The sequence below is a fragment of the Bordetella flabilis genome (assembly GCF_001676725.1).
Lineage (GTDB): Bacteria > Pseudomonadota > Gammaproteobacteria > Burkholderiales > Burkholderiaceae_B > Bordetella_C > Bordetella_C flabilis.
In genome coordinates this window covers 2,788,507-2,801,925 of record NZ_CP016172.1, presented here as the reverse complement: position 1 = coordinate 2,801,925, position 13,419 = coordinate 2,788,507, and the positions used below count along the sequence as shown (strand labels likewise).

Here is a 13,419-nt window from a genome sequence, read left to right as displayed (position 1 = left end):
AATGCCCCGCCGTCAGGCCGGACTGAACTGCTTCTTGTACTGCCTGGGGGTGGTCCCGAAGCGGCTGCGGAATTCGCGCGAGAAGTGCGCGCCGTCGGCGAAGCCGCAATCCAGCGCAACCTGGGTCACCGGTACGCGGCTGTGTTCCAGCAGCCAGCGGCCGTAATGCAGGCGCAGGTTGCGCTGAAACAGCATGGGGCTGACGCCCAGCGCCTGCTGGAAGGCGCGCTCCAGCTGGCGCCGCCCCAGGCCCACGTAGCGCGCGATGGCCTCCAGCGAGGGCGGGTCGTCCATGCGCTGCTCGATGAAATGCGCCGCCTGGCGCACGCGCAGGTCCCGGATACCCGAGACATCCGAATAGAAGTGGGCCTGCGGCACCCGGGCCGGCCGCATGCCCTGCAACATCATGTGGCGCACCGCCTGCTGCGCCTTGTCGCGGCCGCAATGACGTTCGATCAAATAGAGCGCCAGGTCGATGGCCGCCGTCGATCCCGCGCAGGTGATCAAGTCGCCCTCGTCGATGAACAGCCTGTCCACCACGGCCCGCACGTCCGGGAAGCGGGCGCGAAAGGCGTCCAGGACGTTCCAGTGCACGCACACGCTGCGCGAACCCAGCACACCGGCCTGCGCCAGCGCGAACGTACCCGTGCAGATGCCCAGCATGCGCACACGCAGCCGCGCGACATGCGCGATCCATTCGCCCAGCACCGGCGGCAGCCGGGTATTGGGATAATCGTTGCCGCCGCAGATGGCTACGTAGTCGAACACGACGGGATCAGCCGGCAGCGCGCCGTCGACGGCCACGGCCAGCCCGGCGCTGGACGAGCGCGGCAAGCCGTCCCAGCTCATGACGCGCCAGGTGGTATGGATGCGGCGGCTCTTGCCGCCGTGGTCTCCGGCCAGCCGCAAGGCGTCGACGAAACCCGAGAACGCCGCGAGCGTGAACTGGTCCAGCAGCACCAGTCCGATGGACAGTTCTGGTTTACCCGCAGTCGGCTCGGGCTCGACGGGAAGGTTGGATCGCACGACATCGGTCATGACGCAATTATTCAAGTTTCTGACCAGACATTTCAATCGCGGTTTGCCCTGAGCGGCGCACTATGCACCTGCCGTCCCGCCACGTCACTCCACAACATCGCAAGGGGAAACACGTCATGGCCATATCGTTTCGGAATGTCCTGTGCGCCAGCGCCGTCGCCGCCGCGCTCATGAACCAGCCGGTCCTGGCCGCCGACCAGGCCATCACGGTCGCCTGGTACGGCGGCAATTGGGGCGATGCCTTCAAGGCCTGCGTGGCCGATCCGTTCACCCGCGCCACCGGCATTCGGGTCACGCCCGAAGTCGGCACGTCCACCACCACGCTGGCCAAGCTGCAGCAGCAGAAGGACGCACCGACGATCGATGTCGCGTGGATGGACGGCGGCATCAGCGAACTGGCGCAGGCTGCGGGCGTGCTCGACGGCCTGGACCGTGCCGGCATTCCCAATATGGCGCATGTGTTGCCGCAGGCGGTCTACAGCCATGGCGGCGCGACCTATGCGGTGGGAACCGGCTATTACTCCCTGGGCCTGACCTACAACACGCGGGACGTGCCCGCGGCGCCCAAGAGCTGGAAAGACCTGTGGAAACCCGAATACGCCGGCGCCGTCGCGGTCCCGTCGCCATCGAATTCCTCCGGCGTGCCCTTCATCCTGTTCATGGCCAAGGTCTGGGGCGTGAATGCCGCCGACCTGGGCCCGGTGTACCAGCGCCTGGCCGCGCTCGATACCGCCCTGTTCTTCGATAGTTCGGGCGCGGCGACCAATGCCTTCCAATCGGGCGAGGCGGTGATCGGCGCGCACTTCAACGTGGGCGCCTGGGACTTGATCGACAAAGGCCTGCCGATCGGATTCGCCGTCCCGCAGGAAGGCGTATGGGCCACGGACGCGCGCCTGCACCTGGTCAAGGGCACGCCGCGCAAGGCAGCCGCCCAGGCCTTCATCGACACCGCGCTGACGCCGCAGGCGTCCTCCTGCCTGGCCACGCGCCTGTACCTCGGACCGTCGGTCGAAGGCGTGCAGGTGCCGCCCGAGGCAGCCCGCAAACTGCCCTGGGGCGAGAAAGGTTCGGTCAAGGACCTGAGCCTGCTGGACTGGAACGAAGTCAACGCCCGCCGTGCCGAAATCACCGACGCCTGGAACCGCCAGGTGGCGCGCAAGCGCTGATACCGGCACGCCGGGGATGGAAGAAGAACGGGGAAACAAGATGTCGGTCTTATTGGACATCCATGGGGTGTGCAAGCGGTTCGGCGGCCATGCGGCGCTGGACGCCATCAGCCTGCAGGTCCGGCAAGGCGAGTTCGTTGCCTTGCTCGGGCCCAGCGGCTGCGGCAAAACCACCTTGCTGCGCGCCATTGCCGGCTTCCTGCAGGTCGACGCCGGCACCATCGCCATCGACGGCCAGGACGTCGGCGAGCTGCCGCCGCATCGCCGGCCGCTGAACACTGTCTTCCAGAACTACGCGCTCTTTCCGCATATGACGGTGCTGGAGAACGTGGCCTACGGACCGCGCCGGCGCGGCATGGCGCGCGCCGAGGCCAGGCAGCGCGCGCGCGACGCCCTGGAGATGGTCGGGCTGGCCGGACTCGACGGCCGCTATCCGCGCGAAATGTCCGGCGGCCAGCAGCAGCGGGTGGCGCTGGCGCGGGCCATCGTCAACGCGCCCCGGCTGCTGCTGCTCGACGAGCCGTTGTCCGCCCTGGACCTGAAGCTGCGGCGCCGCATGCAGTTGGAGCTCAAGCACCTGCAGGAGCGCCTGGGCATTTCCTTCGTGTTCGTGACGCACGACCAGGAAGAAGCCATGACCATGGCCGACCGCATCGTCGTGATGAACGGCGGCCGCATCGAGCAGGTGGGCACCGGGCCGGAAATCTACCGCGCGCCTGCCACCCGCTTCGTGGCCGAGTTCATCGGCGACGCCAACCTGCTGTCCTTTACCCGCGCGCCGCAGGCGACCGGTATCGTCCTTGACCGCCTGCCGCAGCGCGTGCTGCATATCGACGCGACGCAGCCGGCGCCGGCGCGCGGCATTGCCGTGCTGCGCCCGGAAGACCTCGTCGTGTGCAATGCGGACACGGCGCCGCCGGGCGCCATCGCGTTCCAGGGCGGCATCACGGACATCATCCGGGTGGGCAGCCATACCGTGGTACTGGGCGAGGCGGGCGGACAGGCCTTGCAGGCGCGTCTCCAGGGGGACGCCGGCGCCCTGCGTACCGGCGGGCACGCGCTGTGGCATTTCGATCCGGCGCGCGTGCATTTGATCGCGGAGCAGCCATGACGGCCCGCCTGCCCGCGCCCGCCGCCCTGCTCGGCATCCCGCTTGCGCTGTTCGCGGCGTTTTTCGTGGCGCCCCTGTGCGTGGTCGCCCTGGCCAGCGTCTTCGCCGGCAGCCCGGGCGGTTTCACGCTGGACTATTACTTCAACGTCCTGGCGGACGGCTACCATTGGGACGTCATCGCCACCACGTTCCGTATCGGGCTCGGTAGTACGGTGGTCTGCCTGCTGCTCGGTTATCCGCTGGCGTGGTACCTGGTCCGCGTGGTGCGCTGGCGGCTCTGGCGGCGTATCTGCATCATCGTGCTGGTGGTGCCCCTGTTCACCAGCAACATCGTCCGCTCCTTCGGCTGGATGGTCATGCTGGGCCGCAACGGGCTCGTCAACGAAACCCTGCAGGCGCTGGGCGTCATCGAGCGGCCCATGCGCTTCCTCGGCACCGAACTCGGCATACTGATCGGGATGGTCTACATCCTCCTGCCCTTCGTCGTGCTGGCGGTGGGCAACACGCTCGCGCGGGTCGAGCCGGCGCTGGAACAGGCCTCCGCCGACCTGGGCGCCTCGCCCTGGCAGACCTTCTTCCATGTGACGCTGCCGCTGACCCTGCCGGGCGTGGTGGCGGGCGCCATCATGGCCTTCACCCTGGCCGTCAGCGCCTATGTGACGCCGGCGCTGCTGTCAGGCGGCCGCGTGACGGTGTTGTCGGTACTGATCTTCCAGCAGTACAGCAGCGTGTTCAACGAACACCAGGGCGGCGCGCTCAGCATCGTGCTGCTGGTATTCACGCTCGTGCTGGTGACCCTGGCCAGCCGTTTCGGCCAGCCCGCAAGGAGCTCCAGATGATCGCCCGGCCCCTGATACGCCTGTTGTCCTGGGTTCTGCTGGCCTACCTCGCCCTGCCCCTGATCGTCATCCTGGGCGCGTCCTTTACCGCCACGTCATACCTGGCGTTCCCGCCTCAGGGCTGGACGACCCAGTGGTATCGGCACCTGCTGGCCGACCCCAGCTACCTGTCCGCCTTCGTGACCAGCAGCGCGCTGGCGGCCGCGGCCACCGCCGTGGCGATCGCCCTGGCGGTGCCGTCCGCCCTCGCGTTGGCACGCTACGAATTCCGGGGCAAGGCGGCGATATCCGGCCTGTTGATGTCCCCACTGGTATTGCCGCACGTCGTGCTGGGCGCGGCGCTGCTGCAGTTCGGCGCCCCCTTGGGATTGACGCGTAATTTCACCGCGCTGCTGGTCGGCCATACGGTCATCGTCATGCCGTTCGTGTTGCGCAGCATCCTGGCCGTCATGACTCCGGAGCAACGCGCCCTGGAAGAGGCTTCCGCGGACCTGGGCGCCAGCCCGATGCAGACCTTCTTCCTGGTGGTCCTGCCGCAGATCCGGCCGGGCCTGCTGACGGGCGGCATCTTCGCCTTCATCTCATCGTTCATCAATGTCGAGCTGTCCATCTTCAACACCACGGCGCAGTTGAACACCATACCGGTCAAGCTTTTCAACTACGTGCAGTACACGATAGACCCCACCATCGCCGCCGTATCCGGCGCGACCATCGTCGCGGCCTTCCTGGCCATCGTGATCCTGGACCTCACCGTAGGGCTCGATATGTTGTCCGAGCCCCGCTGACCGCCCCGGCGGCCCGCCGCCCCAACCACCGTTCTTAACCAGCCATCCCTTTTCCATCCGGGAGTATCAGTCATGCGCAAGCAAGACGTGTTCGACGTCATCTATACCCATACCGAAGGCGAACCCCTGTGCATCATCCACAGCGGCATACCCTACCCCGCAGGCACGGATATCCTGCAGAAGCGCGCCTTCCTGGAGGCCAACTACGACTGGCTGCGCAAGGCACTGATGCGCGAGCCGCGCGGCCATCGCGACATGTTCGGCGTGTTCCTCACGCCGCCGTCCTCGCCGGACTACGATGCCGGCCTGGTGTACATCGACGGCACCGAGTATTCCCACATGTGCGGACACGGCACCATCGCCGTCAGCATGGCCATGGTGGCGCTGGGGCTGGTGCCCCGCAGCCCCGACGGGCTGACCCGCATCCGTTTCGAGACCACGGCCGGCCTGGTCGTGTCGGAGGTGAAGTCGGAAGGCGACGAAGTGCTGTGGACCCGCTTCGAGAACGTCCCTGCCTATGTCGAGGCCCAGGACCTGCCCGTGCACCTGCCGGGATATGGCGACCTCAAGGCGGACATCGTCTGGGGCGGCAACTACTTCGGCATTGTCGACCTGACGCACAGCGCGCTGCGCATTTCCCCTGAAAACGGCAGCGAGCTGTCGCGGCTGGGACTGGAAGTGCGCGACCAGCTCAATGCCCGCCACCGCATCCAGCATCCGACGCAGGCGCATATCAACAACCTGAACTATGTGACCTTCTGGCATCCCGCCACGATCGAAGGCGCGTTCTACAAGAACGTCCATGTATTCAGCCACGGCCAACTGGACCGTTCGCCCGGCGGCACCGGCACCAGCGCCATGATGGCCATGTTCGAAGCGCGGGGAAAAATGGGCCTGAACCAGCCCATTTTGTCCGAAGGCCTGCTGGGCAGCGGCACCTTCGAAGGCTGCCTGCTCGGTGAAGTGGACCTGAACGGCACCCGTGCGGTGCGACCGACCGTCAAGGGTACCGCGAGCATCCTCGGCACCGCGCGCTGGACCCTGGACCGCAACGACCCGGTGGGGGCCGGGTTCCTGGTGAAGTAGCCGGGGTATGCGGCTCGGCGTTGCCCGCGCGCCCCCGGCCGTCCGGGGCGCGTGGCCAGTGACGCCGGCCGCACTGCGATGCGGCCGGCGTCATCGATAAGGCATCATCGATAAGGCATCATCGGTAACGCATTGCCGAAATCGGGTTGGCGAAGACGCATTACCGGTAACCGATCATTCGACCTTGGCGCCCGACTTCTGCACGACTTCGGCCCAGCGCGGGATTTCCCGGGACATCAGGTCGCGCAATTGTTCGGGCGTGCTGCCGACCAGGTCCATGCCCATGGTCTTGCCGAGTTTTTCCTGCACGTCCGGTTCCTTCAGGATTTCCGCGATTTCCTTGGACAGGCGGTCGACGATGGCCTTGGGCGTGCCCTTGGGCGCGTACACCGCCTGCCACGAAGAGACGTCGAAACCCGGAACGCCGGCTTCCTGCAGGGTCGGCGTGTCCGGCGCCAGCGCGATGCGCTTGGCGGTCGTCACGGCCAGCAGCTTCAGCTTGCCCTGCTGCAACAGCGGCAAGGCGGCGGTCATCTGGTCGAACATGAAGGTGACATTGCCGGAGGACACATCGACCATGGCGGGCGGCGTGCCCTTGTAGGGGATGTGGGTCAGCGGGATGCCGATGGTTTCGGCGAACAGCTCGCCGGTCAGGTGGGTGGATGTGCCGGCCCCCGAGGACGCGAAGGTCCGCTTGGTCGGATCGCGCTTGAGCAGCGCGATCAGGTCGGCCACCGAATTCACATTGAGGTTCGGATCCACCAGCAGGACGTTGGGCAGTGTGGCGATCAAGGAAACCGGCTCGAAGTTCTTGACGGGGTCGTAGCTCAGGTTCTTGTACAGGCTGGCGTTGATGGCATGCGTGCTGATGGTGCCGCCGAACAGCGTATAGCCGTCCGGCGCCGCCTTGGCCACATAGGCCGCGCCCACGGCGCCCGCGGCGCCGGGCTTGTTCTCCACCACCACCGTCTGGTGCAGGCGCTCGGACAGCTTCTGGGCGAGCACGCGGCCGACCACATCGGTCGAGCCGCCCGGCGTAAAGGGCACTACGTAGGAAATCGGCTTTTTCTGCGGCCAATCGGAATCGGCGGCACGCGCCTGCACGCCCAGGCCGGCGAGCACGCCGGTGGCTACCAGCGCGGCGAGCGCCCTGCGTCGTTGGGTGGTCATGTCTGTCTCTCCTGTCTATCGCGATCTGTAGTTATGGAAGGCGCGGGCGACCGCCGCGCCTTGATGCCGGTACGGAATCCCCGCGCCGGAACGCTTCAGCACATCACCGCCTCACAGCTTCGGTGCTTCGGTGCTTCGGTGCTTCGGTGCTTCGGTGCCGAGGTGCCCAGCGCATCCAGGCCTCTGGCGCTTTCACGGCTTCAGCGCTATAGGCTTCGCGCCTTGGGCTTTAGCGGCCCTGCGCCTTGCGCCATTGCGCGAAGGCTTCGCGCGATGCCGGGTCGGTGGGCGGATACAGGCCCAGGATGGAAGCGCCCTCGTTCACGCGCTCGGTCACGAAGTCCTCGAACGCAGTCATTTCGGTGGCTTCGGCGGCGATTTCATCGGCCATGTGCGCGGGAATCACCACCACTCCTTCACCGTCGCCCACCACCACGTCGCCGGGGAAGACCGCCACGTCGCCGCAACCGATCGGCACGTTGATGTCCAGCGCCTGATGCAGCGTCAGGTTGGTCGGCGCGGACGGGCGCTGGTGATAGGCCGGAAAGCCCATCTGCGCGATTTCCGGCGAATCGCGGAAGCCGCCGTCGGTAACCACGCCGGCCGCGCCGCGCTTCATCAGGCGCGTGACCAGGATGGAGCCGGCCGAGGCCGCGCGTGCATTGCCGCGGCTGTCGATGACCATGACGGCGCCCTGCGGGCAGGTCTCGACGGCCACGCGCTGCGGATGCGACCGGTCTTCGAATACCTTGATGCCGTTGAGGTCCTCGCGCGCCGGGATATAGCGCAGGGTAAAGGCCTCGCCGACCATATTGGGCAGCGCGGGGTTGAGCGGACGCACGTCCTGGATGAACTGGTTGCGCAGGCCGCGCTTGAAGAGCGCGGTGCACAGCGTTGCCGTGCTGACCTTGGCCAGCAGCGCGCGCGTTTCGGGCTTGAGTTGAGACACAGGGAACTCCCGGATCGGAATGATGGGTGCGGATACGGGGCGCCGTCCGGCGCCCCGGGGTTGCGAGCGGACCGTCGTCCGCGTGGACTCAGAAGATTTCCGGTTCCGGAACCGGCGCGCCGAAGCCGGTCTCCAGGAAATCGAAATCGCAGCCTTCGTTGGCCTGCAGGATGTGCCTGGAATACATCCAGCCGTAGCCGCGCTCGTAGCGGGGCGGCGGCGGCGTCCAGGCGGCCTTGCGGGCGGCCAGTTCCTCGTCGCTGATATTCAGGTGGATGGTGCGCGCCGGCACATCGACCGTGATCAGGTCCCCCGTGCGCACGAGCGCGAGCGGACCGCCGATGTAGCTTTCGGGCGCGGCGTGCAGGATGCATGCGCCGTAGCTGGTGCCGCTCATGCGGGCGTCCGACAGGCGCAGCATGTCGCGCACGCCCTGCTTGACCAGCTTGGTCGGGATGGGCAGCATGCCCCACTCCGGCATGCCCGGCCCGCCTTGCGGCCCCGCATTGCGCAGGATCAGGATATGGTCCGCGGTGACATCCAGGTTCTCGTCGTCCACCGCCGCCTTCATGCTGGGGTAGTCGTCGAACACCAGCGCCGGGCCGGTATGCTGCAGGTACTGCGGCGCACAGGCGCTGGGCTTGATGACGCAGCCATCCGGCGCAATGTTTCCACGCAGCACGGCCAGCGCGCCTTCCTGGTAGATCGCCTTGTCCAGCGGCCGGATCACGTCGTCGTTATAGACCTCGGCGCCCGCGATGTTTTCGCCCAGCGGCTTGCCGGTCACCGTCATGGCCGACAGGTCCAGGTGTTGCGTCAGCCGCGACATAAGCGCGGGCAGCCCGCCCGCGTAGTAGAAATCTTCCATCAGGTAGGTGTCGCCGCTGGGCCGGATATTGGCGATGACCGGGACCTTGCGGCTGGCGGCATCGAAATCGTCCAGGCCCACCGTGCAGCCGGCACGCCGCGACATCGCCACCAGGTGCACGATGGCATTGGTGGAACAGCCCATCGCCATGGCGACGTTGATGGCGTTCTTGAACGACGCCGGCGACAGGATCTTCCGGGGAGTCAGGTCTTCCCATACCATTTCGACGGCACGGCGGCCGCAGTCGGCGGCCATGCGCATATGGCCTACGTCCGCGGCCGGGATGGAGGAAGCGCCCGGCAGCGTCATGCCTATGGCTTCGGCGATGGCCGTCATGGTGCTGGCCGTGCCCATGGTCATGCAGGTGCCATAGCTGCGCGCGATGCCGCCTTCCACCTCGGTCCATTCTTCCTTGGTGATATTGCCGGCGCGGCGCTCGTCCCACAGCTTCCATGCATCCGAACCCGAACCCAGCACCTTGCCCTTCCAGTTGCCGCGCAACATGGGACCTGCCGGCACGTAGACACAGGGCAGTCCCGCACTGATAGCGCCCATCAGCAGCCCCGGGGTGGTCTTGTCGCAGCCGCCCATCAGCACGGCGCCATCCACCGGATGGCTGCGCAACAGCTCCTCGGTTTCCATCGCCAGCATGTTGCGATAGAGCATGGTGGTCGGCTTGACGAAGGACTCCGACACGGACAAGGCCGGCAATTCCACCGGGAAGCCGCCGGCTTGCAAAACGCCGCGCTTGACGTCGGCCACCCGCTCCCTGAAGTGCATATGGCAGGGTTGCAGGTCCGACCAGGTGTTGATGATGGCGATGACGGGGCGGCCGACCCAGTCGTCCGGGCCGTAGCCCATTTGCATCATGCGGGAACGGTGGCCGAAGGAACGCAGGTCGTCCTTGGCCATCCAGCGGGCGCTGCGCAGGCTTTCGTAGGTACGCGTCATGGAATCCACTTGTCGTCGTCGTGGGCTGCCGGGGGACGGCAGCGGCTTTGTCTCACGGCGATTGAAACACTAATGTATTAGTATGTCAACGCGGATCCGCCGCTACAATTCCCACCCCCATACGCCACTCGCCGCCATGCCGCTGCCGGACATCCTTTCGTCGCCCCGCCTGGACCGCTCGCGCCACGCCGCACCGCAGGTCTTCGAGAAACTGCGCGAACTGATCGTGTCGATGGAGCTCGAACCCGGCACGGTGCTGTCGCGGCCGGAGCTGGCCGAGGCCTTCGGCCTGAGCCAGACGCCCATCCGCGATGCCCTGCTGCGCCTGAGCGAGGAAGGATTGGTCGACATCTTCCCGCAGCACACCACCGAGGTGAGCCGCATCGACATCGCCGCGGCGCGCCAGGCGCACTTCCTGCGCCGCTCGCTCGAACTGGAAATCGTGCATGTGCTGTCGGGCCGCGCCGACGCCGTGCTGGCCGCGCGCCTGCAGGCGCACATCGATCTGCAGCGCGCCAGCCTGGCGGCGAATGCCTATGCGCAGTTCATCGCCGCCGACCAGGCCTTCCACCGGGACATGCATGAAGCCGCCGGCGTGGCCGGGTTATGGGAGCTGGAGCAGCGCTACAGCGGGCATGTCGATCGCCTGCGCCGGCTGCACCTGCCGGAAGCCGGCAAGGCGGAGCGCATCCTGGTCGACCACCAGCGCGTGCTCGACGCCATCGTCGCGCGCGACGCGCGGCGGGCCCAGGAGGCGCTGCGCGAACACCTGTCCGGCACCTTGAGCCAGATCGAGGATATCTGCCGGCGTTATCCGGACTACGTGCGCGCCGGCTGAAACCGCCCGGCCGAGCCCCGCCGCCACACGCCCGACATTAGGGAAAACCACCCTGGCCGCGCCATGCACAGCCGGTAGAATGCCTGCATTGTGCTTGAAAGTATGACTTTATGATGAACGCGCCAGCGGAGTCGGTACTGCGTCGCAGCCGCGTCCCCCTGTACCTGCAGGTGGCCAGCCTGATGCGCCAGAAAATCGAAAGCCAGGAATGGGCGTTCGGCGCCCAGATCCCCACGCTCGACGAACTGGAGAAGGAGTACGAGGTATCGCGCATCACGCTGCGCGCGGCGCTCAACCAGCTGGAAGGCCTGGGCATCGTGCGACGCACGCGCGGCCGCGGCACCTTCGTCGCGAAGGACCTGTCGGAACAGCGCTGGTTCAAGCTGCCCAATACCTTCGACGAACTGGTCGGCACGGTCGCCAACCTGAAGATACGGCTGCTGCATATCGAACAGGCCGAGCGGCCCCTGGTGCCGGCCTTCCCTTTCGGCAACGTAGGCACGGCCTATCACCGGCTGCGGCGCGTGCACTATCACAACGAGGTGCCGTACTGCCTGATCGACATCTACCTGGACAAGGCCATCTTCGATTCCGATCCGGCCGCCTTCAGCAGCGCGACCGTCGTTCCACAACTGGCGGCGCGAAAGGATGTCACGATCACGGCGGCACCGCAGGTGATGCGCATCACCGTTTCCGACGAGGAGACGGCCGCGCACTTGGACATCGGCGTCAGCGATCCGATCGCCGATGTCTGCCGGGCACTGGTCGATACGGACGGGCGCATCGTCTATTACGCGCATATCCAGTACCCGGCGCAGATGATCCAGATCGAAACCGATCTGATGCAGGCGGGACGCAGGTCCCGGAAGAAGCGGTCTCCCGGCTAGGAGGCCGGGCGCACGGAACGGCGCGGCGGCGATATCCGAGGGCGCGGCAATGCCACGGATACGGCGAATACGGCCGGTAACGCCGGCACCAGAAAGGCCGGCCACGGCCCATAAGGAGACATCGATGTCAAGAAGCAGTACCCGCGCGGCCAGCAGCCTGGGCTGGGCCCTCCTGCCCTTCGTATTCCTGGTGCTCGGCTGGGTGGCGTTGCGCATATCGGGCGTGATCAATCCCGCCCTGCTGCCTTCCCCGCTGGAGGTCTTGCAGACTTTCTGGAGCCGGCTCAGCCAGGGCGAGCTGCTGCCCAACATCCTGATGTCGGTGCAGCGGGTGGTGGCCGGCCTGCTGCTGGGCATGGTGGCGGCGGTTCCGGTCGGCTTCCTGATCGGCTGGTACGCGCCGGTACGCCGCTTCGTCGACCCCCTGATCAATTTCTTCCGCGCCCTGCCGCCCATCGCGCTGATTCCGCTGGTGATCGTCTACCTGGGCATCGGCGAGCTGGCCAAGATCGCCATTCTTTTCTATGCGTCGTTCTTCGCGGCGGTCATCGTGATGTACGAAGGCATGACGCAGATCAGCCCGGTCTATATCCGTGTCGCGCGTACCCTGGGCGCGACCGACCTGGAAATCTTCCTGAAGGTCATCGTGCCCATGGCCGTGCCGCACATGCTGACGGCCCTGCGCGTGGCGCTGGGCGTGGCGTGGGCCACGCTGGTCGCGTCCGAACTGGTGGCCGCCCAGCAGGGCCTGGGCGCGATGATCCAGAACGCCTCGGCGTTTTTCGACCTGCGCACCATCTACCTGGGCATTATCTGCATCGGCGTCCTGGCGCTGTTGATGGACCTGGGCCTGCGCGCGCTGTCGCGCCGCCTGGTCAGTTGGCAGGACAAAACGGAGAACTGATCATGCAACACCCCGACGAGCGCATCCGCTTCGATAACGTGTCGATGCAGTTCCGCACGCCGCATGGCGCGCTGGACGTCGTGCGCGACATGTCGTTCTCCGTAAACCAGGGCGACTTCGTATCGCTGGTGGGGCCTTCCGGCTGCGGCAAGACGACCTTGATGAACATGGCGGCGGGCTTTATCAAGCCCACGCGGGGCCAGGTCACGCTGGACGGCAAGGTCATCGAAGGGCCCGGCCCCGATCGCGGCGTGATGTTCCAGGAATACGGCGTGTTCCCGTGGCTCACGGTGGAGCAGAACATCGCCTTCGGCCTCAACCTGAAACACAATGCCCGGCTGGGCGCCGCCGAGAAAAGAGCGATTATCGAGCGCTACCTGGCCCTGATGGGGCTGGCCGATTTCCGCAAGGCCTATCCCAAGACACTGTCCGGCGGCATGCGGCAGCGCCTGGCGCTGGCGCGCACCTATGCGGTGCATCCGGAATTCGTGCTGATGGACGAGCCTTTCGGCGCACTGGACGCGCAAACCCGCAGCGCCATGCATGACCTGCTGCTGGACGTGCTGCACGCGGAAGGCAAGAGCGTGCTGCTGATCACCCATTCCGTGGAAGAGGCGGTGTATCTGTCCAACAAGGTCCTGGTGATATCCGCACGTCCGTCGCGGATACGGGAGGTCATCGAGATCCCCTTCCCGTATCCCCGGCGCCGCGCGCTGCAGGAAACGCCCCAGTTCAACGCGCTGCGCGCCCGCATCCACGATTCGGTCATGCGCGAATACGCGGCCCAGGAAGCCCAGGCCCGCGCGCCCGTGACGATTTAGGGTCCG

General features: G+C 66.6%; 13 protein-coding genes. 9 read left to right on the top strand and 4 right to left on the bottom strand.

The window, feature by feature from the left end:
- Positions 1-12 precede the first annotated feature (12 nt).
- Positions 13-1,038 carry a GlxA family transcriptional regulator gene (locus BAU07_RS12220; RefSeq protein ID WP_066657954.1) on the bottom strand — a complete coding sequence of 342 codons (1,026 nt, stop codon included), beginning with the start codon at positions 1,036-1,038 and terminating at the stop codon, positions 13-15.
- 116 nt (positions 1,039-1,154) lie between these two features.
- On the opposite strand from BAU07_RS12220, the gene BAU07_RS12215 reads away from it, so the two are divergent.
- The 5 genes from BAU07_RS12215 to BAU07_RS12195 all read left to right on the top strand — a co-directional run bounded on the left by BAU07_RS12215 (position 1,155) and on the right by BAU07_RS12195 (position 6,025).
- The gene (locus BAU07_RS12215; protein WP_066657951.1) at positions 1,155-2,204 is read left to right on the top strand and encodes an ABC transporter substrate-binding protein; all 1,050 of its coding nucleotides are present in this window, start codon (positions 1,155-1,157) and stop codon (positions 2,202-2,204) included.
- Between the two features lie 40 nt (positions 2,205-2,244).
- Complete coding sequence (locus BAU07_RS12210) at positions 2,245-3,315, top strand: ABC transporter ATP-binding protein (RefSeq protein ID WP_066665354.1); 1,071 nt, start codon at positions 2,245-2,247, stop codon at positions 3,313-3,315.
- Positions 3,312-4,154: an ABC transporter permease gene (locus BAU07_RS12205; RefSeq protein ID WP_066657948.1), complete on the top strand. Its 843-nt coding sequence runs from the start codon at positions 3,312-3,314 to the stop codon at positions 4,152-4,154. Before BAU07_RS12210 ends, BAU07_RS12205 begins: the two co-directional genes overlap by 4 nt.
- Entirely contained in the window at positions 4,151-4,939 is a 789-nt protein-coding gene (locus BAU07_RS12200) for an ABC transporter permease (protein ID WP_066657940.1), read from the top strand. Before BAU07_RS12205 ends, BAU07_RS12200 begins: the two co-directional genes overlap by 4 nt.
- A 72-nt stretch (positions 4,940-5,011) precedes the next feature.
- Positions 5,012-6,025 carry a proline racemase family protein gene (locus BAU07_RS12195; protein ID WP_066657936.1) on the top strand — a complete coding sequence of 338 codons (1,014 nt, stop codon included), beginning with the start codon at positions 5,012-5,014 and terminating at the stop codon, positions 6,023-6,025.
- Positions 6,026-6,199: 174 nt separating this feature from the next.
- On the opposite strand, the gene BAU07_RS12190 is transcribed toward BAU07_RS12195, so the two are convergent.
- The 3 genes from BAU07_RS12190 to araD form a co-directional block, all read right to left on the bottom strand.
- Complete coding sequence (locus BAU07_RS12190) at positions 6,200-7,195, bottom strand: Bug family tripartite tricarboxylate transporter substrate binding protein (protein WP_066657928.1); 996 nt, start codon at positions 7,193-7,195, stop codon at positions 6,200-6,202.
- A gap of 229 nt (positions 7,196-7,424) precedes the next feature.
- The gene (locus tag BAU07_RS12185) at positions 7,425-8,144 is read right to left on the bottom strand and encodes a ribonuclease activity regulator RraA (RefSeq protein WP_066657925.1); all 720 of its coding nucleotides are present in this window, start codon (positions 8,142-8,144) and stop codon (positions 7,425-7,427) included.
- Positions 8,145-8,232: 88 nt separating this feature from the next.
- A complete protein-coding gene (araD, locus tag BAU07_RS12180) occupies positions 8,233-9,963 on the bottom strand; it encodes an L-arabinonate dehydratase (protein WP_066657922.1) in 1,731 nt (576 codons plus the stop codon).
- Positions 9,964-10,099: 136 nt separating this feature from the next.
- Between araD and BAU07_RS12175 the strand changes: the two genes are divergently transcribed.
- From BAU07_RS12175 to BAU07_RS12160, 4 genes are all read left to right on the top strand, one after another.
- Positions 10,100-10,801 carry a GntR family transcriptional regulator gene (locus tag BAU07_RS12175; RefSeq protein ID WP_066665353.1) on the top strand — a complete coding sequence of 234 codons (702 nt, stop codon included), beginning with the start codon at positions 10,100-10,102 and terminating at the stop codon, positions 10,799-10,801.
- A 110-nt stretch (positions 10,802-10,911) separates the two neighbouring features.
- Positions 10,912-11,688 carry a GntR family transcriptional regulator gene (locus tag BAU07_RS12170; RefSeq protein ID WP_066657919.1) on the top strand — a complete coding sequence of 259 codons (777 nt, stop codon included), beginning with the start codon at positions 10,912-10,914 and terminating at the stop codon, positions 11,686-11,688.
- Positions 11,689-11,812: 124 nt separating this feature from the next.
- Positions 11,813-12,592, top strand: a complete 780-nt coding sequence (locus tag BAU07_RS12165; protein WP_066657917.1) for an ABC transporter permease — start codon at positions 11,813-11,815, stop codon at positions 12,590-12,592.
- 2 nt (positions 12,593-12,594) lie between these two features.
- Positions 12,595-13,413: an ABC transporter ATP-binding protein gene (locus BAU07_RS12160; RefSeq protein ID WP_066657915.1), complete on the top strand. Its 819-nt coding sequence runs from the start codon at positions 12,595-12,597 to the stop codon at positions 13,411-13,413.
- The last annotated feature ends 6 nt before the right edge of the window (positions 13,414-13,419 follow it).